The 21,147-nt window shown below is 39.0% G+C and carries 25 protein-coding genes; 13 read left to right on the forward strand and 12 right to left on the reverse strand.

Annotation, left to right across the window (positions count from 1 at the left end; translation table 11 throughout):
- Positions 1–44 precede the first annotated feature (44 nt).
- The 4 genes from UP17_RS03540 (at position 45) to UP17_RS03555 (ending at position 3,556) form a co-directional block, all read left to right on the forward strand.
- Positions 45–335 (forward strand): DUF3817 domain-containing protein, encoded by a 291-nt coding sequence (locus UP17_RS03540; RefSeq protein WP_061461686.1) that lies wholly within the window; start codon positions 45–47, stop codon positions 333–335.
- A gap of 188 nt (positions 336–523) precedes the next feature.
- Positions 524–1,291: an ABC transporter ATP-binding protein gene (locus tag UP17_RS03545; protein ID WP_061461687.1), complete on the forward strand. Its 768-nt coding sequence runs from the start codon at positions 524–526 to the stop codon at positions 1,289–1,291.
- Entirely contained in the window at positions 1,278–3,197 is a 1,920-nt protein-coding gene (locus UP17_RS03550; RefSeq protein WP_061461688.1) for an ABC transporter permease, read from the forward strand. The genes UP17_RS03545 and UP17_RS03550 overlap by 14 nt, the downstream gene beginning before the upstream one ends.
- A gap of 5 nt (positions 3,198–3,202) precedes the next feature.
- On the forward strand, positions 3,203–3,556 hold the full coding sequence (locus UP17_RS03555) for a YxeA family protein (RefSeq protein WP_061461689.1): 354 nt from the start codon (positions 3,203–3,205) through the stop codon (positions 3,554–3,556).
- Between the two features lie 59 nt (positions 3,557–3,615).
- Here UP17_RS03555 and UP17_RS03560 read toward each other — a convergent pair whose 3' ends face one another.
- On the reverse strand, positions 3,616–5,016 hold the full coding sequence (locus UP17_RS03560) for a sensor histidine kinase (protein WP_061461690.1): 1,401 nt from the start codon (positions 5,014–5,016) through the stop codon (positions 3,616–3,618).
- A gap of 6 nt (positions 5,017–5,022) precedes the next feature.
- A complete protein-coding gene (locus UP17_RS03565; RefSeq protein WP_061461691.1) occupies positions 5,023–5,724 on the reverse strand; it encodes a response regulator transcription factor in 702 nt (233 codons plus the stop codon).
- A 396-nt stretch (positions 5,725–6,120) separates the two neighbouring features.
- On the opposite strand from UP17_RS03565, the gene UP17_RS03570 reads away from it, so the two are divergent.
- Positions 6,121–7,296, forward strand: coding sequence for an MFS transporter (locus UP17_RS03570; RefSeq protein ID WP_061461692.1), 1,176 nt, complete (start codon positions 6,121–6,123; stop codon positions 7,294–7,296).
- Between the two features lie 76 nt (positions 7,297–7,372).
- Here the strand turns inward: UP17_RS03570 and UP17_RS03575 are convergent, their stop codons facing one another.
- The 7 genes from UP17_RS03575 to UP17_RS27290 all read right to left on the reverse strand — a co-directional run bounded on the left by UP17_RS03575 (position 7,373) and on the right by UP17_RS27290 (position 12,194).
- Complete coding sequence (locus tag UP17_RS03575) at positions 7,373–8,110, reverse strand: amino acid ABC transporter ATP-binding protein (RefSeq protein ID WP_061461693.1); 738 nt, start codon at positions 8,108–8,110, stop codon at positions 7,373–7,375.
- 29 nt (positions 8,111–8,139) lie between these two features.
- On the reverse strand, positions 8,140–8,844 hold the full coding sequence (locus UP17_RS03580; protein ID WP_061461694.1) for an amino acid ABC transporter permease: 705 nt from the start codon (positions 8,842–8,844) through the stop codon (positions 8,140–8,142).
- Positions 8,828–9,652, reverse strand: a complete 825-nt coding sequence (locus UP17_RS03585) for an amino acid ABC transporter substrate-binding protein (protein WP_061461695.1) — start codon at positions 9,650–9,652, stop codon at positions 8,828–8,830. The genes UP17_RS03580 and UP17_RS03585 overlap by 17 nt, the downstream gene beginning before the upstream one ends.
- Positions 9,653–9,987: 335 nt before the next feature.
- Positions 9,988–10,185, reverse strand: coding sequence for a hypothetical protein (locus tag UP17_RS28585; protein ID WP_250211753.1), 198 nt, complete (start codon positions 10,183–10,185; stop codon positions 9,988–9,990).
- A 264-nt stretch (positions 10,186–10,449) separates the two neighbouring features.
- Positions 10,450–10,920: a DinB family protein gene (locus tag UP17_RS03590; RefSeq protein WP_061461696.1), complete on the reverse strand. Its 471-nt coding sequence runs from the start codon at positions 10,918–10,920 to the stop codon at positions 10,450–10,452.
- 489 nt (positions 10,921–11,409) lie between these two features.
- A complete protein-coding gene (locus tag UP17_RS03595; RefSeq protein WP_061461697.1) occupies positions 11,410–11,820 on the reverse strand; it encodes a GNAT family N-acetyltransferase in 411 nt (136 codons plus the stop codon).
- 173 nt (positions 11,821–11,993) lie between these two features.
- Positions 11,994–12,194: a hypothetical protein gene (locus UP17_RS27290; RefSeq protein ID WP_155727206.1), complete on the reverse strand. Its 201-nt coding sequence runs from the start codon at positions 12,192–12,194 to the stop codon at positions 11,994–11,996.
- A gap of 209 nt (positions 12,195–12,403) precedes the next feature.
- On the opposite strand from UP17_RS27290, the gene UP17_RS03600 reads away from it, so the two are divergent.
- Together UP17_RS03600 and UP17_RS03605 are read left to right on the forward strand one after the other, a co-directional pair.
- Positions 12,404–13,297, forward strand: coding sequence for a TIGR01777 family oxidoreductase (locus UP17_RS03600; RefSeq protein ID WP_061461698.1), 894 nt, complete (start codon positions 12,404–12,406; stop codon positions 13,295–13,297).
- Positions 13,298–13,367: 70 nt separating this feature from the next.
- Entirely contained in the window at positions 13,368–14,543 is a 1,176-nt protein-coding gene (locus UP17_RS03605) for an LL-diaminopimelate aminotransferase (RefSeq protein WP_061461699.1), read from the forward strand.
- 181 nt (positions 14,544–14,724) lie between these two features.
- Here the strand turns inward: UP17_RS03605 and UP17_RS03610 are convergent, their stop codons facing one another.
- Positions 14,725–14,961, reverse strand: a complete 237-nt coding sequence (locus UP17_RS03610; protein ID WP_061461700.1) for a hypothetical protein — start codon at positions 14,959–14,961, stop codon at positions 14,725–14,727.
- Positions 14,962–15,224: 263 nt separating this feature from the next.
- On the opposite strand from UP17_RS03610, the gene UP17_RS03615 reads away from it, so the two are divergent.
- Together UP17_RS03615 and UP17_RS03620 are read left to right on the forward strand one after the other, a co-directional pair.
- Positions 15,225–15,497, forward strand: coding sequence for a phage holin (locus UP17_RS03615; RefSeq protein WP_061461701.1), 273 nt, complete (start codon positions 15,225–15,227; stop codon positions 15,495–15,497).
- 196 nt (positions 15,498–15,693) lie between these two features.
- The gene (locus UP17_RS03620; protein ID WP_061461702.1) at positions 15,694–16,173 is read left to right on the forward strand and encodes a C40 family peptidase; all 480 of its coding nucleotides are present in this window, start codon (positions 15,694–15,696) and stop codon (positions 16,171–16,173) included.
- 83 nt (positions 16,174–16,256) lie between these two features.
- On the opposite strand, the gene UP17_RS03625 is transcribed toward UP17_RS03620, so the two are convergent.
- The gene (locus UP17_RS03625; RefSeq protein WP_061461703.1) at positions 16,257–16,793 is read right to left on the reverse strand and encodes a GDYXXLXY domain-containing protein; all 537 of its coding nucleotides are present in this window, start codon (positions 16,791–16,793) and stop codon (positions 16,257–16,259) included.
- Positions 16,786–17,844, reverse strand: coding sequence for a DUF2157 domain-containing protein (locus UP17_RS03630; protein WP_061461704.1), 1,059 nt, complete (start codon positions 17,842–17,844; stop codon positions 16,786–16,788). Before UP17_RS03630 ends, UP17_RS03625 begins: the two co-directional genes overlap by 8 nt.
- Positions 17,845–18,073: 229 nt before the next feature.
- On the opposite strand from UP17_RS03630, the gene UP17_RS03635 reads away from it, so the two are divergent.
- The 4 genes from UP17_RS03635 to UP17_RS03650 all read left to right on the forward strand — a co-directional run bounded on the left by UP17_RS03635 (position 18,074) and on the right by UP17_RS03650 (position 21,066).
- Positions 18,074–18,394, forward strand: a complete 321-nt coding sequence (locus UP17_RS03635; RefSeq protein WP_061461705.1) for a PadR family transcriptional regulator — start codon at positions 18,074–18,076, stop codon at positions 18,392–18,394.
- Positions 18,391–18,942: a DUF1700 domain-containing protein gene (locus tag UP17_RS03640; RefSeq protein ID WP_061461706.1), complete on the forward strand. Its 552-nt coding sequence runs from the start codon at positions 18,391–18,393 to the stop codon at positions 18,940–18,942. The genes UP17_RS03635 and UP17_RS03640 overlap by 4 nt, the downstream gene beginning before the upstream one ends.
- A complete protein-coding gene (locus UP17_RS03645) occupies positions 18,939–19,733 on the forward strand; it encodes a DUF4097 family beta strand repeat-containing protein (protein WP_061461707.1) in 795 nt (264 codons plus the stop codon). Before UP17_RS03640 ends, UP17_RS03645 begins: the two co-directional genes overlap by 4 nt.
- Before the next feature lie 148 nt (positions 19,734–19,881).
- Entirely contained in the window at positions 19,882–21,066 is a 1,185-nt protein-coding gene (locus UP17_RS03650; protein WP_061461708.1) for an MFS transporter, read from the forward strand.
- Positions 21,067–21,147 lie beyond the last annotated feature (81 nt).

The following is a 21,147-nucleotide window of genomic DNA, read 5'->3' on the forward strand; positions in this document are numbered from 1 at the left end:
GTCTGTTTGTGCCATACTTGTACAATGAATAAGGGGATGTGCGAATGTTTTCTACAGCTATTGGATGGTTTCGGTTTATTACAATAATTGAGGGAATCTCATATGTTCTATTGCTTGCTATTGGTATGCCCATTAAGTACTTATTGGATATTGGGGAAGCAACACTCATTTTAGGAAGCATCCATGGTTTCTTATTTGTCGTGTTTGGGCTATTACTGCTCTATGTGAGCATCAAATCAAAATGGTCCTTTTTTAAAATGGCGATGATCTTCATCGTTTCATTCATCCCATTTGGGAATTTCGTAATCGACCGCAGGATATTGAAGCAAAGTTAAATGATAAAGAACCTGATTTCGTATTTACTCAGTACTTTTACTTTTGACAAATCCATAAAAAAACGTCTTCCTATTTAATTGGAAGGCGTTTTTTTTTATATTTAAGCTTGCTGTAAGGTTGGCATAATTATGCTGTAAGGATGAGCATGTAAAGTATAAGTATCAACAATATTGAAGAGGTGAAATACATGGAACCATTATTAAAAGTAGAAAATATAAAAAAAACTTATGGTAAATCAAGCGCTTCCTACACAGCGTTAGAAAATATATCTTTTGACATTCATGAAGGAGAGTTTGTAGGTATCATGGGACCTTCTGGAGCGGGGAAATCGACTTTGCTTAATATGTTAGCAACTATTGACTCGCCAACAGAAGGGAAAATATATATGAATGATACGAGCATTCACGATATGTCGGGAGCCGAATTAACGGATTTCAGGCGTGATAACCTTGGTTTTATCTTCCAAGACTACAATTTGCTCGATTCATTGACTGTGAAGGAAAATATATTATTACCACTGGCGATTGCGAAAATTCCAGCGAAAGAAATTACTATCTTAGTGAATCGGATTGCTAAAGTATTTGGAATTGAAGGTTTACTAGCTAAATATCCATACCAAATCTCCGGTGGTCAAAAGCAAAGAACAGCTGCCGCCAGGGCGCTTGTGACAGAGCCAGCATTGATCCTTGCAGATGAGCCAACGGGTGCGCTTGACTCAAAATCGGCGACAGGCCTGCTGGAAAGCTTAAGTGAATTGAATGAAAATAATAATTCCACCATCATGTTGGTGACACATGATGCATATGCCGCAAGCTTCTGCCGGCGGATTATTTTCATCAAGGATGGTACGCTTTCAACAGAAATTTATCGTCGTGGCCGAACACGTAAAGCTTTCTTCCAAGAGATTTTGGATGTCCTTGCAACAATTGGAGGTGAGGTAGATGACGTTATTTAGTCTAGCGAGAAAAAATATTGCACGAAACCTCTCCCAATATTTTTTATATATCGCATCCATGGTTTTTAGCATTATCATATACTTCACATTTGTAACATTAAAATATAGCGACACGATTGCAGAACAAACGGCTTCATCACAAAAATTAGGTTCATTGATGAGTGGTGCGGCAGTCATCCTGATTTTCTTCGTTTCCATTTTTATTGCCTATTCAAATTCATTCTTTATGAAAAAACGTAAAAAAGAAGTGGCATTATATGCATTGCTTGGCGTACGTAATCGTCAAATAGGGTTTATGCTCTTCTTTGAAAACTTATTACTAGGTTTGGTTTCATTAGTTGTGGGGATTTTACTTGGATTCCTTTGTTCAAAAGGATTCATGACGATTTTGATTTATTTAATGGGTTATGATGTCATAGCACCATTTACATTTTCAGGAACGGCAGCTTGGAACACCTCTATCGTATTTCTTCTTATTTTCTTGGTGACATCATTCCAGGGCTATCGTTTAATATATCAATTTAAACTAATTGATCTCTTCCATGCATCTAAAAAAGGGGAAGCGGCTCCGAAGCCATCAATGATTGTAGCCATTTTGGGAGTTTCCCTGATGGTCATTGGTTATTGGTTGGCGATGCAAGACCTTTTTACTTCTAAAGTGTGGGAAAAAGCCGGCTTTTTAATGACGGCACTCACTATTTTGACAACAGTAATTGCCGGTACATTTTTATTGTTTCATAGCGTGACAGGCTTTGTGTTGGCCATAATTAAGAAAAATGAAAAATGGCTATGGAAAGGCCTTCATTTAATGACGATTTCGCAACTGCTATATCGGATTCGGGGCAATGCACGTACATTGACCGTAATTGCAGTGTTAAGTGCTACAACGGTAACGGCTGGCGGTGCGGTTTATGGTCTTTATTACAACGCAAATGACCAAGTTATGACCGCTGATCCGAATACCTTCATGTATCAGCAAACGGATGAAAAAATCGATCAACAAGTCAGCGCTGTATTGCCAGATACCATGTACGATAAAAATATCGTAGCACTATCTATCCCATTTAATACGAAAGAATTAAACACGGCATCAGCATTCGATAGCTCGGAAAAAAGAATTTATACAGTTATCGACGAAAAAACATATAACGAATTAGCAGAAGTACAAGGCAAGGAAGCACTGCTTGTGAATGATGACAATGCAGTTATTCTAGATATTGGATATGACAAAAGATTCTCACCTAAATACAAGGACAAGACCATTAAGACAGAAAACAGCAAGGCAATCACATTCCAAAGCTATAAAACACAAACAGTTTTAAATGCCGGAACAGCAGGCATTACAGTGGTTGTATCAAATGATCAATTTAAAGCATTGCAAACAGAAGGCGAACACCTAAATTATCGTGTTATTGGAATGGATCAAGCTTCCACGGATTTATCTGAAAAAATTGCAAAACAAATACCTGAAGAAGCGCTATTTTCTAGTGCACCTAAAGATTTCCAAACAAGCATCGAAGGTGTAGGCTCATTGCTCTTTATCGGAAGTTTTCTGGGTTTGGTTTTTTTAGCTGCTACAGGCAGTATCATTTACTTTAAAGTTCTAACTGAAGCTGAGGAAGATAAATCACAATATAATATGCTTCATAAAATGGGCGTTAACGCAAAAGAAATGAGGAAATCCATTGCCTCACAAGTATTCGTAATCTTTTTCGTTCCACTGACAGTGGGGTTATTACACAGTGCAATCGCTTTAAAAGCCTTCTCGGGCTTATTGATGATGGACCTAGCAAAACCTGTGTTGATCTGGATGATTGCTTATACGGTTATCTACGGGCTGTATTATATCTTAACGGTAGCTTCCTATAATCGTATTATCACACAAAATAATAAAACAGAAGGATGATCGGAATGAAGAAATTTTTTATGGTAATTGGTATTTTGTTAATACTGGGAGCGGCGGGAGTCTTCGCGCTTACTAAAATAGACTTTAACCGCATGAATGCCGACAATTATTATTTGCAAGTTACAGAGGATGGAGTACAGCATGAAACCAAACTGGATGATGGTTCAGTCATGACTTATTATTCTTATAAACTGGACGCCAAAAATGCAGATGGTGAAACGATACCACTTGAATTCACGGCACAAAAAAATCTTCGAAAAGATGCTTACTTAAAGATGTACGTGAAAAATGGTGATGAAGTTTCGTCATATGATGAAGTGAAATTTGAGGAAATTCCAAAAAAGGCACAAACAAAATAAAATATGAAAGAAGGGCTGTCTGTAAGTGAAGGACAGCCCTTTCTCTGTAAGAAAAATAATTATAAAAGTATAGTAATGGTGGTTCCTTCATTTTCAACGCTAGTCAAATTAAGTTTCCCATTATGAGCAAGAATAATATCTCTTGCAATAGCCATTCCTAAACCAGTCCCATGTGCACTGGCTGTATTCGTACCTCGATAGTATCGTTCAAAAACCTGTTCTATATCTTTAGGGGGAATACCCCGGCCATTATCGGCAATGGTAATTTGGGTATGAAGTTCTGATCGTAGATGAATATCATCAATTTGTATTTTAACAACGACATTTTCTTCGTTATGCACGAGTGCATTGTAGATAAAGTTAAATATAGCCCGTTTCAGTAATTTTTTATCCACTTGATGTGTTGCCTTATCCACATTTGCCTCGAATTCAACCTGGCGATCACCAAATTGTGAATCATTTAAAAGCTCGATCGTCATTTCTCGTATAAACCCAACGATATCTACATCTTCAAATTGAAAAGGGAGTCGTTGATTGCGTAAACGCATCGTTAAATTTAGGTCATCCAACAAATCTTTCATATAAATGGACTGTCTATTAATAATGGATGTATACTCATACAGTTCCTGTGATGTTAAATCAGTGGCGTTATCCTTCATCAATTCTGTATAACCATGGATTGAAGCGAGTGGTGTCTTCATGTCATGAGAAACATTGCTAATCCATTCCTCACGCATTTGGTCGAGTTGATCACGTTCTTTCTCATATTGATCTAACTTTACCGATAGTTCATTCATATTGCGAAACACATCTTCATAAACACCTTTTGGTATGCTCATCCTTTTAAAGCGCTTCTCCCGGAGCTGCTGAATTCCTTCTATTAATATGTTAAGCGGACTCGTTAACCTTTTACCAAATAAGAATCCAATGACGATTGCAATAATGATATCCACAATTAAAAACAGTAAAAGGAAGACTTTAAAGTTTTTAAAAACTTTTTCATAATCATAGGTCAGGACATAGCGACCTATTTTCTGATCCTTAACGCCTACAAAATAGCTGAAATCATGGACAGCACCTGCAAAAACAGTCGTCTCTGCATCAACTTCTTTATACTTATACATTTGGACGATTTCAACAGGTGAATACATGGTTTGCAATTTTGGAGGAGTATAAAAGGCAGCCACTTGCTTACCCTTATTATTCAAAAATTGTATCCAGGCGTTATTCTCCTGCAGTTTTTCTAGTCCTTCTTCATTTACAATTGGTTTGTTATCTTTTAGTTCTACATATTGTGAAAATGTTCTGCTAAAGTTTTCTGCAGATGCTTCTTCAGTCCCGAAATCATGCATGGCCCGATAAAAGAGTAAGCTTAAAAGTAAAATTGTATTTACAATCCCGACGATTACAACTATTGCCACAACGGATACTAAAAAGCGCCGTGTCAATTTCCACTTCATCTTGTTTCACCCCTTGGTTTGTAATTTATAACCAAGCCCTTTAACGGTTATTAAAAACGAAGGTTTTGAAGGATCTGCCTCGATTTTTTCGCGTAAACGGCGAATATGTACCATCACTGTATTATCAGAGCCAAAGAAATCATCGCCCCACACATGTTCAAACAAAGTTTCCTTGCTTAAGATCTGATTCGGGTGATGCATAAAACAGCTCATCAGACCGATTTCTTTGGCTGTGAGCTCAATCGTATTGCCATCCTTTTTCACTTCATTTTCATTTGCACTAAGCTCAAAAGGACCAACTTGCAAATTTTTCGGAACAGCTTTTTCATCCGAAAAGCCAGCACGCCTCAAATGTGCCTTTATTCGATAAGCAACCTCTTTCGGACTGAATGGTTTGGTGATATAATCATCCCCGCCAATCGCCAACCCTAAAAGCTTATCAATTTCCTCATCCTTTGCCGACAAAAATAAAACGGGAACATTCGACACTTCACGAATTTGCTTGCATAAATCATAGCCTTCACCATCTGGCAGCATAATATCTAGCAGCACAAGTGCAGGATTGATCTCCTGAAACTTTGACCAGCCATCCGCAACTGTTCCAGCCGTAACAATATTCGGGATACCTTCTTTATGTAAAACCGTCTCCATGAGACGTGCCAAATCATCTTCATCGTCAATAATTAAAATCCACTGATCATTAGACATTCTTCTACCTCCCATACTTCAATCATACCCTACAGTATAGTGTACCCCATAGGAAAAAATAAGGGGGAAGGGATAGATATTTCTCGAATAATTGGTGACATTGGCATCCGTCATAATTTTTTCAAAACGTTATGGATAGGGGCACGTAAGTTTCGCTAAAAAATGAAAAAGTACTTTCAAGATCAGGACTCGTATGCCTGATGTTTGGGGGGTTCCTTTCATTTGGGGAGAAAGAAGATCGTGCTTCATACTGATTTGGTAAAGGTTGTGTGATAAACTGTTTAAAGTATTGCTAGGAAGATTATGCTAAGTAATATGATTCGCTGCTGTTCTTTTGACCCAAATCATTCTATAAAAGTTATTAGCGAATGTGGAAGAATAAAAGGAGAAAAAATAATGGAAACAAAAAAGGTGTTACCCGTTCTTTTTTTAGTGATGTTTTTAGTCATGGTCGGATTTGGGATCATCATTCCCGTCATTCCGTTCCTTGCTGAAAAGGTTGGCGGCAGTCCTACTGAGCTTGGTCTTTTAATGGCTGTTTATTCATTAATGCAATTATTTTTTGCTCCGATGTGGGGACGTATATCTGACCGGATAGGACGTAAGCCTGTCATGATAATCGGGATTGCTGGATTGGCCCTTTCGTTTTTCATCACGGCTTCGGCAGATTCCTTATGGGTATTATTTGTAGCCAGGATCATTGGCGGGATTTTGTCTTCGGCAAACATGCCAACCGCAATGGCGTATGTGGCTGATATCACGACACCGGAAGATCGAGGAAAAGGGATGGGAATCATCGGTGCGGCTACAGGGCTTGGATTCATCTTTGGTCCGGCGATTGGCGGGGTATTATCCAAATCAAGTTTGAATTTACCGTTTTACATTGCTGGAATTTCTTCTTTGATTACTTTATTTTTAGTAATTGCGATTCTGAAGGAATCACATACAGTTGAAAAGAGGGCCCAACAGTCTAAAAATGAAGAGTCCATGTGGAAAGCCTTTAAAGGGCCTCTTACAACCATGTTCTTTCTGCAATTGATCGTCACCCTTTCAATGGCAGGACTCGAAACGACTTTTGCCTATTTTGCAGCCAAAAAGGCTGATATAAGTCTTGTCCAATTAGGCTATATCTTCATGATCATGGGGTTTGGCAGTGCGATCGTTCAAGGTGGATTAGTGGGTAGGTTGACAAAGAAATATGGGGAAGGCGCGGTCATACGAATGGGAATCATCGTATCGGCAGTTGGTTTCATTCTGATCCTGTTTTCTTCCGGTTTTTGGACATCGGCGGTTTTCCTGACGATTTTCGGAGTGGGTAATGGGTTCATCCGGCCGGCAATTTCGGCACTGCTGACCAAAAGTTCCATGACGGGCCATGGCAGTGTCACTGGACTGCTATCTTCCTTCGACTCGTTCGGCAGGATTGCAGGTCCTCCGATAGGCGGTTGGTTATTTTCGATTTCGATAGATTTACCATTTATATCGGGCGCGATCCTTTCCGTTTTTGCTTTGATTCTTTTTCAGGTATATCATGCAAGGACACAGACTAAACAGGTCCAAGTATCTCATTAATTTGATGATGGGCAAAAAAACCCCATTTTTAGAAATGGGGGGTGGCTGCGAGCGGTGCTTGAAAAAGCACCGTTTTTTATTGAATCATATTAAGGAATTTACGTGTACGCGCTTCTTTAGGGTTTGTGAAAATCTGTTCGGGTGTTCCCCGTTCCATTATTTTTCCTTCATCCATGAAAATGACCTCGTCGGCGACCTCACGGGCAAAACGCATTTCATGGGTTACCACGATCATTGTCATGCCTTCTTCTTTTGCCAGGTCTTTCATGACCTGTAACACGTCTCCAACTAGTTCGGGGTCAAGAGCGGAGGTGGGTTCATCGAATAGCATGACCTTCGGCTCCATGGCCAGGGCCCTGGCAATTCCGACTCGTTGCTGCTGTCCGCCGGACAATTGAAAAGGATAAAAATCGATTTTTTCACCTAAGCCCACTTTTGTAAGCAGGGCAGCAGCCGTTTCTTTCGCTTGATGTTTGGCTATGTTTTTTACAATGATGGGGCCTTCCATAACATTTTCCACTGCTGTTTTGTGGGGGAAGAGGTTATAACTTTGGAAAACCATCCCAGTCAAACTTCGAAAAGATGTAATCGATTTTTTTCTAACGGGTTTTTTGAAGTCCATTACGCTTTGATCGATTTCAATCGTCCCGTCCGTTGGCACCTCAAGGAGATTCAAACACCGAAGAAAGGTTGTTTTACCTGAACCCGAAGGACCGATCAATACAATGACTTTACCCTGCTCCACTTCCAAATCAATGCCCTTTAATACTTCAAGGTCACCAAACGATTTATGAAGATTCTTAATGTTGATCATTTTAAAATCTCCTTTAACTACTGAGGTTCTTATTTTGCTACATAACGATTAAGTCTGTCCTCTAAACTTCCTTGAATGAAAGATAAAATAGTACACAAAATCCAATATAAAGCAGCTGCTTCCATGTATAATAGTAAAAATTCATAGTTTTTTGCAGCAATTTCTTGAGCTTTACGGAATAATTCCGTTACAAGAATGAGTGATGCAAGCGATGTATCTTTTAAAAGGCTAATGAACGTGTTGGATAATGGGGGAATGGATACACGTGCTGCTTGCGGCAAAATGATGCGCTTTAAAGCTTGGGTATATGTCATCCCGATTGAATAGCCTGCTTCCCATTGTCCTTTTGGTATGGATAAAATGGCTGCTCGTATAATTTCCGAAGCGTATGCTCCCACATTTAAAGAGAATCCTATAATAGCCGATATGAAAGGATTAATGGTTACACCTAAATTTGGAAGTCCATAGAAAATGATAAATAATTGCACAAGTAAAGGTGTCCCGCGGATGATTGACACATATACACGCGCAATTATTTGAAAGATTTTAATGGAAGATAGTCTAGCCAATGCTGTGAGTACAGCGAGAATAAGTCCGAGAACGAATGTGATCAATGTTAGTGGAATCGTATATTTAATAGCTCCCTCTATCATCGGATAGAGGGAGGTTTGAGCGATGGAAACAAGCTGGTTCATACGCTCAGGGTCACTGAAAATATTACTTAGGAGAAACATCTTCACCAAACCATTTATCTGAGATTTTTGCGTACGTGCCGTCGTCTTTCATGGCTTTAAGTGCTTTGTTTACTTCTTCCACTAATTTGTCGCTGTCTTTTCTGAACATTAAACCACTGGCAACTCCGCTTTTTTCCTCATCAGCCACTTTGATAGGTGCATCCGGGTGTTGCTTTTTATAATCAAGGTACGACAATTTGTCATTGATCGTTGCATCTACACGTTTAGAACCGATAAGCTGTACAGACTGGGAAAATCCTTCTATACCGGTAACCTTTGCACCATGTGATTTGGCTATATCATTGTAATTACTCGTTAAAGATTGAGCAGAAGTCTTACCTTTCAAGTCATCGAATGATTTAATATCCGAATTATCTTTGTGAACAAGTAAAACGGCTCCTGATTGAATATATGGGTCAGAGAAATCATATTTCTTTTGACGGTCTTTATCGATGCCCACTTGGTTTGCGATCATATCAAAACGTTTGGCATCCAATCCTGCAAACATGCCGTCCCATTGTGTCTCCTTGAAATCAGCTTTCACTCCAAGGCGTTTTGCGACTTCTTTAGAGATTTCAACATCAAACCCCGTTAATTTGCCTGAATCATCGTGGAATGTGAAAGGAGGGTATGTACCTTCTGTTCCGACGGTTAATACGCCATCTTTTTTGACTTTATCATATAGACTTTCTTGTGAAGAAGACTTATTGCCGTTATCGTTCGTCTCATTTTTTGTATTTGAACCACATGCAGTAAGTACAAAAGTGAAAGCTAACAATAGCGATAAAAGCGGAACCATTTTTTTCATTTCGGTAAACCTCCTAGTAATCTGATAGGGATTGATACAATGTGATACTAAACAAGAATAGGAAAAAAGTCAATGAAAATAACTTATATGATTAGTGTTAATGAATCTTGGTGAATTATACGGATTTTGATGGATCGGAGTGAAATAATACTAAAAGAAAGAAGTATAATTACCGCTTAATTAATTCGAGGAAGGAACTTAAAGGAAATGAACGGTTCATTAAGATTGCATATCCTTTCTGTGGGGACAAAAAGACCCTCATCCACGTCGATTATTAGCTAAGTGGAAGAGGGCCTTTTTGGACTGTCCGGAACTATTGAATGGATCTTTTTAACTTAGTGTTTATCATCATGATTTCTGTCCTCTTCGCTGATGAAAATTTGGTTCGAATAGAACCAAAGGTCTTTATAGTTACGTTTGTTGATTTCTGAAAAACGTGTTTCGTTACCCTCGTTCTCCGTCTTCGTATCGATTAGCGGTTCACCGTCAATCGTTTCTCCAGAGACATTTGCCCCTAGATTCGTGCCTCGCAAACGGAAATATTGATTCTAATTTGCTTTGACCTTGTAAGTGATGGCATGGAAACCGTCGCCATCGGTTTTCCAGTCTTTACTTGTAAAGCGTTTAACCACTTTTGCCGTATCATTGGTAGCTTTATTATAAGCAGGTGTACCTGGCACAGTTTTTCCGGTTACTCCCCCGAAATTAAATCCACATGATCAACTTTGACTGCGTCCCCGTTGTTGAAAATAAAAAGGGTGTTCACCATGATGAATCACCCTTTGAAAATGATGCAGTTAATCCCAAACGCTAATTCTAGGAACTCCGGAAGTTCTTAAGTAGTCCAATAATTGACCAGTATGTACTGACTCATGATAAGCGATTCTAAGTAACATGTCTCCTAAATCTCTAATATATCCCATATTAGAGCGATCAATTTTAATATTTGATAAGTCGTCTTCGCTGAAGGATTTTATTGTTTCCAAAAAATCACGCCTGTAGGGTTCGGCAAAGTTTAATTCTGCTTCGACAGAGATAAGTGGCTGTTTTTCGAATGGTGATTCATAAACAGATAAGCTACCTTGATTTTTAATAGATAAATGATAGTAATGCTCACTCTCAAGGACATGTCTAACCATTTCTAAACAACTCATTGCCTTGTCATCTGGTTTCCAATGGAGAGTGTCATTAGGTATTGAAATCCATAGTTTAATGTTTCTTCTTCTGACCTCTTCCAGATTTAAGATGATTAGTTCAATTGATTTCATAATTTCCTCCTCATTAGTCATTGTATATCATTACTATACACGGTTTGATGCATGATTTATTGAATTATTTTGAAAATAAGGAAAAATTAATAATCGTTCGAAGTTGTATATTAATGCGTATTCCTTCTAAGATATATTGTACCGTTCCTATGCCAAGGGAGGACATATGGGCGGAGGTTTTCGTTCCATTAAATTGTCCGTGATTAAATGTAGAACAGATCATTTTAATGAGGCAACCTAGAGAGGAATTAGATCATGTTTAGGCTTAATAAAAGGTTGAATAGACTACAGGGAAAATGCCTATGAATCCATGTAGAATTTACAGGCGATTTCATTTTCCTTGTTGTTCATTGCATGGAGGAACACAAGATTCATATATCTATGTAATCCTAATATTCCTTATTTAGAGTCCAATTAATGAAGGATAAAACAGAATGTATTTTAATCGATTTCTTCGTATTTATGGTGATAGGGGCCAGGAGGACCCTTTTAAATCAGTGATTGAATTAGAATGTCATCATGATAAATTAAAATCGGTTTAAATCCAAATTCTTTAAATTTTTGCAATGCCTCAGGGTTATATTTGTTCACAAAACCGGATACTACAAGGATCCCTTTTTTTCTTGCATAAGCTACTAATCCTGGTAAAAGTGATTGCAGATTTCCCTTTCCTCTATACTTCTTCTCAAGCACTATATAATTAATATGAGCCACTTTAGATAAATAAAGATTATAACAAAGAAATCCCACTACTTTACCTTTATCATTACAAATCACAAGTACCTTATGTGACTTTTGCAAAATTTCATTCACTGTATCTGACGAAACCCAAAAATTACTTACCGTAATTTCCGTTAATTTCTTGATGTCTTTTTTAGGTTTCCAGTCTCGAAAGTACATCGTAATTTCTCCTTTATCTCTATTGGATATAACAGATATTTACCAGAAATATATAGCTAGGACTTGTATATACATAACCAAAACTTAGCAATCAGTATTAATGTTTTATTAATATGGAATCCCTTTAGAATATTCCAAAGGGATTCCATATTAATCTTTAAAAAAGAAACCTCTTAAAAATCCCGTTTAAATTCCTTGATTGAATTACCATTATTGCTTTTTAATAAATTTTCCAAGACTCTTATCAAGCCAGCCCTGCGGCTGCTATTTCCAATTTTGGAAGTGCCGCTTCTAGAATTACCAGGTATAAAATTACTAGTTCTTAAATTACTAGTTCTAGAACTACTTGTTCTTCTTAGTTTTTTATTTGACACTGTAATCATCCTTTTGTTTTATAATTTTCCACATTACTAATTTATGAGTAATTTCCCCTTTTGCTTGGACAAGTTCCTTAATTATTGCCACCGTGGTAGATACCATCTAATGTAATAATATGGTATAATTTTTGTGAAGTAATTCACAAAAAGGATGTTACTGGTTATTACTCGAACTATAAACACATAACAGAAAGCGGGTTGGTTATATGCTGAAGAAAGTGGTTTTAGCTGGCGGGACTGGTTTTGTCGGTCAATACTTTGAAAATCATTTCAGGAATTTGGGATATGAGGTAAGAATCATCTCCAGGCAAACCCCGCATATCGGATGGGAAGATAAAGAAGGAATAAGGGAAACAATCGATAATTCGGATATGTTAATCAACCTCGCCGGAAAAACAGTCAATTGCCGATACAATGTCAAGAATAAGAAAGAAATCTTAGATTCACGAACAATTACGACTGAAGTGCTCGGACAGGCGATTGAACAATGTGAAAATCCTCCTTCATTATGGATAAACTCAAGCACGGCAACCATATACAGGCATGCTGAAGATAAACCAATGACAGAAGAGGATGGTGTAATCGGTTCAGGCTTTTCCGTTGATGTAGCAAAAGCGTGGGAGCACTCATTTTTCGATTTCCGATTACCCAAGACGAGACAAATTGCTTTACGGATCGCCATTGTATTGGGCGATGGGGGAGTGATGACCCCTTATAGGAATTTGGTTAAATTCGGCCTGGGAGGACATCAAGGATCAGGAAATCAGAAATTCAGTTGGATACATATAGAAGACTTATTTAACATTGTCCTTTTTCTGAGAAAGAATGAGGAGTTGAGTGGGGTGTTCAATTGTTCATCGCCGCACCCAGTTACAAATCGTGAACTGATGGCCTATTTGAGAAAGAACATGAATAAAAGGATAGGAATGCCTTGCCCAACACCCATGCTTGAAATGGGGGCTTTCTTTATGGGGACCGAAACGGAATTGATATTAAAAAGCCGCTGGGTCATACCTGAGAGGTTGGAAAAGGAAGGATATGCATTTAAATTCCATCATCTTGATGAAGCTCTTCATCAGATACTGATGAACTCTAATTAAGGGTATAAAATATTATAGATTGATTGCTATAATGATAGATATAAGATCATTAATGAAGGGGAATCGCAGAATGAATATGGCTCCATCAGAAAAAGTCGGAAGATTCAAAACAGGTATATTTTCAGAGTTAGCGACCCGCAAGCGGGCAGCGATGAAACGAGGGATGGATGTTATCGATTTGAGTGTCGGAAGTCCGGATTTACCACCGCCTGATTTTGTTGTGGATACGCTTGTGAAGTACGCACAGGATCCTAATTCCTATGGATATACGTTAAAAGGTACGCCTGAATTCCATGAGGCAGTCCGTTACTTTTATCGGCAGCGTTACGGAGTGGAACTGGATGCAGAAAAGGAAGTCCTGCAACTGATGGGATCCCAGGATGGCCTTGCACACTTGGCAACTGCGATGATAAACCCGGGAGATTATGTGCTGGTGCCAGATCCGGGATATCCAATTTATGAAGCGAGTGTTGAGCTTGCCGGCGGAATTATTCATCCGATGGCGCTTACTGCGGAGAATGGATTCCTGCCGCAGCTCAACGGCATTCCGGATGAAATAGTGAAAAAAACGAAAATGATGATCATCAGTTATCCGGGAAATCCAGTCACCGCCCTTGCTGATGAAGCTTTCTTTTCAGAAGTCATATTGTTTGCGGAAAAGAATGAGATCCTGGTGGTTCACGATTTTGCTTATTCTGAGTTGATTTTTGATAATCATCCACAAATTAGTTTTATGTCCATTCCTGGTGCCAAGGAAGTGGGGATTGAATTTAATTCACTTTCCAAAACATTTAATATGGCCGGCTGCCGGATTGGGTATGTGGTCGGCAATCGCGATGTGCTGAACATCTTGGGAACATTGAAATCACACATTGATTATGGGGTTTTTTATCCGATCCAAAAAGCTGCCGAAATGGCACTTACTTCCAATCTTTCGCTGCTATCCGATCAGGTTAAGGAATACGAGTCCCGGCGTGATGCCTTGATATCAGGCCTTGTCGAAGGGGGATGGAAAGTGCCGAAGACCTCAGCAACCATGTTTATTTGGGCCAAAGTTCCAGCTGGTTGGAAATCACGAGATTTTTCCTATGCACTGATTGAAAAAGCAGGAGTTACAACCGTTCCTGGAGATGCTTTTGGGAAACAGGGTGAAGGGTATGTCCGGATGGCTTTAGTCCAACCGGCTGAGAGGTTGACGGAAGCTGCTGAACGGATTCGATTGTTTTTGGAGGAATATCGAGTGTAAAAGTTGTCATTTAGTAAGGGAAGTAAAGGCATATCACTCCAGGATTTCACCCTCAGGCAAATATGGGGAAAATTGAAGCGAAAAGCAAGTATCATGCCTATCGTTTGATTTATGTTCATTACATTGGGATATAAGAACGCTCGATCATGGATCGAACGTTCTTTATTTTTGTTTATACTGCTTAATTATTTTTCGTGACTTTATTTAAAATGAAATAAGCTGATACAGCAGAGATTGCAGCAATTATCATTAAAGGCATTTCCGAACGTTGCACAAAAATGACCTCATTGGAAAATGTACCGCCGATATGTCCTGAAAAATCCGGGGCATATGCAGCAGTTAGAATAAGTCCGGATAAAACTTGTAATATCATGAATATCAATAAGAAACTAATCGTGAAAAAAAGATACTTTTTCATTTTACACCTCCTCATTCATGTACGGATGTCCTGTATAAAAGTTACAAAATTTTACACTTTCCGTAAAGGGAATTGGTTTCTCTATCTCTATTTTTCTAAAACTATTTTGATGTTTAAGAGAAGGTCCATCCTCGGATGGACCTTTTTAAAGGTAAATTTCATGGAGTTTTCGAACGTAAAATGGACAAGCAGCATAATATATAGCAAGTCCGTAACTATTTTTCAATAAAGTTGACTTAATATGATAGATAGGGGGAAAAGCAATGATCAACTGGAAAGTGCGCCTTAAGAATCCGACGTTTATATTCACTGTACTCCTTCCAGGGCTTTTATTTTTGGCGCAGATGGTTGCTGCGTTCATAAACAATTTCATTACCCCAATAGGCTTTAGCATAACTGATGATGCAATTAACGGGGCATTAGGCATCATTAACTTCATAGCGCTTACTTTCTTTGGGGTCGGCGGTGTGGTCGATCATACCACGAAGGGTCTAAGCGACAGTGAAAATGCTCGACAATACGAGGAGCCCAAGTAATGGGCGCCGATTCCTTAATCCACTAAAAGAGAAGAAAAAACCAGATAACACCGTACTGGTTACACAACGGGGTTATCTGGTTTTTTGTTTTTTTGCAGGGATGATGGTGGACGAATGAAATTTTTTTTGGTCTGAAAACTGAAATGCAACATACATTTAAAATTGTGGTTCATTTTCAGTTTGGGGAGGAAAAAGAATGAGTTATCGTTTACCAGTTTCAAAATGGCTTGCTGCCATAGTTTTACTCGGGGCATTGTTGACGGCATTCATATTCAGTCCGGCTAATGCTTCAGCTTCTATTAATTATGGTGATGAAGTTGCTGCTTTGGCAAAGAAGCAGGTGGGAAGCTCCTATAAATATGGAGGGACGACACCAATAGGGTTCGATGCAAGTGGTCTTACCCAATATGTATATAAAAATGCCGCGACGGAAATGAAGATTCCGAGAACGAGTGCCGAACAGTATAAAATTGGAAAGGCCGTGAAACAAAAAGACTTAATGGCGGGCGATTTGGTCTTCTATGCTACAGGTAAGAAAGGGCAGGTCTCCTTTGTTGGAATCTATTATGGAAATGGCACATTTGTCGGGACCACGACCAAGGGAGTCAAGGTGGTCAAAATGAGTGATAAGTATTGGAAAGAAAAATATATAGGGGCAAAACGAGTCATTAAGTAACAATTTGATGTTCATAAAAAGTACAGCAAATAAAAGAGCATCGATTAAGATGCTCTTTTTTGCTAGTCATATCCGGGATCGGGTCATTCAATGATAATATCCGTTAAGACAACATTTCCATTACGAACCTTTACCACGGCCACTGAAGGATTGGCCAATGCGTCCTTCTCCATTTCCTTAGCCTTTTCTTCGGATGCGAAATAATTGTCCAGACCGTATCTGATCTGAATGGTTTTAGCATTTTGCAGGTCATAAGGGATTTGCAATTCCCCTTTTAGGTAAATGCCATTGCCGGGTTTTTCTTTCGTTACGGAATCGACATCATATAGCCCATCGGTGTTTTGTTTTAAACGTACATATACCTTTTTATAATCACCCGTATTTCTAGTATTGAAATCGGATTTAATCGAGCTATCGAGTTGTGATGGCTTAACGGATTCAATTTCGTATTGCAATGCCACATAGCTGCCCCTAAACAAGTCAGTCGGATCGACCGGGGCAGTTTTAATCTTGATTACATCGCCTGTCATCGTTGTCCAGACTGGAGGAAGCGCCAAGACTAAAAGAATCAAGACTGGAATGGTAAATACGATGAGAGGCCGTAATGATGGTTTATTCATTGAGTTCTCCTCCTTTTTTTCGTCGATTTTCAAAGAAGAAGCCAAACCCGATAAGCATGATGCCGCCGATGATGAATGTAAGCGATTTTGGCAGGAAGTCAAAGGAATCGATGTAATATCTGAAAATCAGTGCACAGATGATCACGATGCTGGTCAAACTGCCTTTTAGAATGAGATATAGCAGAAAAACGAAATAAGCTAAAGGGAACCAGATTGAATAATCAAAGGTGAGGAAGAGTGCAGTAATACCATGTAACATATGCCCTTGTATGTGGGTGATGTTTTGCAATTTAGTTCTTACTGGAATATAGGCCAGCAGAATTCCCAACAAAAACAGAATGGAAAGGACAATCGTATTCGAGTTTTCAAATTCCAGCTTCGGAACGGATTCCATTAGAAATAAGGCAATTGTATTGATGGCTAAAGCGTTAATGAAAAAAGTCAGGTACTTAGGGTAATCGAATTTCTTTAACAGAATGTATAAAGCCGGTAAAAATACAAGAATGGCAAGCGGATAAGACGTTTCATCAACGAAAATACTTCCGTTAATATAAATGAAAAGCAGAAAAGCTGTAAAAATAAGGATGAAGACATCCTTTAAATAGTAACCGATGGATACCGTTCCGATGGCCCATAATAAAAAGGAACTGTTGAAATTGATGCTGATGTTAAACATCTGCTCAATTAGAAAAATCCCTGCACCAAATATTAGAATCCCTGCATAATGCAGACTTCGTGACGTTTTGGGAAAGCGTGCCTGCCACTTCACACCAGCAAAGTTCACTCCGATGAGGCATGCAATGATAAGTAGGAATTTAACCGCTTTACTTAAATAGATCCAGTTACTGGCGACAAAGGTCAATATCCCCAGACCTAAAAGAAGTGCCCCAATGGATAATAGAATAGTGATGAAACTCAAATTACCTTTTACATCATAGGAACCTAACATCCTCACTTTTTCTTGCTGGGAGATGACTCCTTCCTTTTCAAGGTAATTAAATTCATGTTCAAGAAACTCGAATTTCTTTTTCGTTATTTCTTTTTTGACCAAAACACTTCCCCCTTCCATATTTTACTATTATACAATGTATTCTCTTACAGCTATGAATATATGTTAATTTTCTTCTACCCTCATTGGATTGCATGTAAGAAAAAAATATTTTCAGTATCTTGCAATAAATAGTACCATATGGTAAATTATTTACATAAGATGTACTGTTCGGTGTTCAGTACTGTTTATTGAACTATACTGAAAAAAATTTGGAAGGAGTGTTGGTGCTATGAATGTACAATTCAAGAAAGGTGTCTTGGAACTGTGCGTCCTGGTCTTATTGGATAAGCAGGACCGCTATGGCTACGAACTTGTACAGAAGATTTCAGATCAAATCGAGATATCGGAGGGTTCGGTATATCCACTTTTACGACGATTGACGAAGGAAGAGTATTTTACGACTTATTTGCAAGAATCAACAGAAGGGCCACCGCGCAAGTATTATAAGTTAACCGACAAAGGCCGGAGATACCTTCAAGAGTTGCTGACGGAATGGAATGAATTTTCCAATGGGGTCAACCAATTAATCAAGGAGGGTGTGAACCAATGAATAAAGAACAATTTTTAAAGCAGTTGAATGAATCTTTAACAGGGCTTTCCTTAGAGGAACAGGAAGATATCCTCCAAGATTACGAGGAGTATTTTGCAATTGGAATGGAAAAAGGGAAGACAGAGCAGGAAATTTCCACTTCCCTTGGGAATCCTAAACAGATTTCCAAGGAGCTATTGGCATCCTACCATCTTGGTCAGGTCGAACAATCGACTTCTGCCAGTAATGTAATTCGGGCCGTTTGGGCAGTCATTGGTTTGGGATTCTTTAATTTAGTGATCGTTTTAGGACCTTTTATGGCATTGGTCGGAGTTGTCATTGCAGGATGGGCATCGGCGATAGCGTTCATTCTTGCTCCGTTGGGCGTTATTTTCAACCTTGCAGTGGGCAACTTTCAATTATTCGATCTGTTCTTTGCATTGGGGCTAAGCGGGATTGGCATTTTCATTGCCATGGGAATGTTTGTCGCTACGAGCGCTTTAACCAAAGGTTTCATTCGTTATTTAAAATTTAACGCTTCCCTTGTGAAAGGCGGTTTGAAAAAATGATTAATGTTAAAAAGTTATCGATCATTGCACTTGTATTGTTATTGGTCGGAGTAATAGGAAGTCTGTTTACTTTTTTCCAAGTGACGGATAAGAAAACGACTACAGAGGAAAAAACGGTTTCAGAGATCGTGACGGACGTTCAGGTCGACTCTGACAATGCAGCTGTAGAGATTATTCCAACGAAGGATAAGGATACCAGGATAGAGTTGGTTTCAAAAGGTGTGGATGTTTCCAAGCTGGATTTCTCTGCAGATGTGGAAGGCAAGAAACTTTCGGTTACATTAAAAGATAAACATTCCTTTAGCTTTGGGTTTCAAATTCAATCATTACATTTAAAAGTGTATGTGCCCGAGAAATCTTATAAGTCCTTTGTCGTTAAAAGTGATAATGGAAAAGTGCAAATGAATGAACTGGAGATAAAGAATCTGAACGTGGAATCACAAAATGGCCGTGTTGAATTAAATAATATAATAACCGAAAAAGTCAAAGTGAAATCTGCTAATGGAAGAGTAGATCTTAATAATGTAGAGGGAAATCTGGTTGGGTCATCGAATAACGGTAAAATCTCTCTTGTCACAAAAGACTTGGATCGGAATATTCAATTGGAAAGTGACAATGGGAAAATCATGATTAAAACAGATAAGGAGCCGACCAATACAACCTTTGATGTTCATGTTGACAATGGGAAAATCGATATTCTCAATAAATATGATAGGAATGTTGTCATTGGCAAAGGTGAAAACTTAGTGAAATTGGAAACGAATAATGGGAAAATCGAAGTAACGAAATAGTCGTGAAGCGTGAAAATTTGCAAGAGGCCCAGTGTCATACTGGGCTTTTCTTTTAATATATATTTAGGTACACGAAATAAATCATTCGCTTATTTTAACCATTTTTAGTAAACTGGCAATGACTATTATAATTAGAAGGTGAAGGGATATGAGGGAAACCTTAGTGGGTGAACGGGTAAGAGGGAATGACAAAATCTGGACACGTGACTTTATCATGATCTGTTTGGCAAATCTGTGCATCTTCATGGGATTTCAAATGACGATGCCGACCCTCCCTCTGTTTGTTGAGAAGCTTGGTGGTGATGACCGTCTGGTGGGGGCTGTCCTTGGAATCTTTACTTTTTCGGCCTTGCTTGTTCGGCCAATTGCCGGCAGATTATTGGAAACGAAGGGAAGGCGAATCGTTTTTATTATCGGGTTAGCCATTTTCGCATTGTCCGTGGGTTCCTTCGGTTTTATGGGCAGCATCGGCTTGTTATTCATGATGCGGATTGTCCAGGGCGTCGGCTGGGGATTTTCTTCAACGGCTTCAGGAACAATAGCTTCCGATATAATCCCCGCGAAACGGCGTGGTGAGGGGATGGGTTATTACGGTTTATCGGGTAACTTAGCATTGGCATTCGGTCCATCATTGGGTCTATTTCTAGTTACGGTCCTTCCGTTTCAAGAGTTGTTCCTGATCTGTTCATTATTGGGATTGTTTGCCATCATTTCAGCATCACTTATTCGGTATCAAAAAGTGGAAAGTGATCCTTCGACGGCAGTGTCAGCCAAAAGGTTCGATATATATGAAAAAAGTGCCCTTCAGCCATCTTTGCTCATTTTCTTCATTTCCGTCACATTTGGTGGAATTGCAACCTTCCTTCCTCTTTATACAGCGGAAAAAGGGGTAGGTGGAATTCAGTGGTACTTTTTAGTATATGCAATGGCCCTCATGGTCACGAGATTATTCTCGGGTCGATTATATGACCGAAGGGGACATCGGGCAATATTCATTCCTTCAACAGTGCTCATCATGGCTGGGATGCTGCTGCTTGCGTGGATGCCGGGTGAAGCGGTCCTTTACATCGCGGCAGTGCTTTATGGATTTGGGTTCGGCTCCGTTCAGCCGGCGCTTCAGGCATGGTCGATTGAAAAGACGGCAGCCAATCGAAAGGCGATGGCGAATGCAACATACTTTTCCTTTTTCGATCTTGGAGTGGGTATAGGTGCTATTGTGTTCGGACAGATAGGCTATCTCTTAGGCTATAGAAGCATTTATATCACGGCAGCAGTCTCGATTTTCATATCAATGATCGTTTATTTATGCATTATCAGGAGCGAGGAAAAGTAAAAATCAATTTAAGGACTTTGGATGACTTCAGTTGAAGTCATTCTTTTTTTGAGTCGGGAGGAAGACACTGGTTTCCGTTGT

Origin of the sequence: Peribacillus simplex (assembly GCF_001578185.1) — a bacterium.
Lineage (GTDB): Bacteria > Bacillota > Bacilli > Bacillales > DSM-1321 > Peribacillus > Peribacillus simplex_A.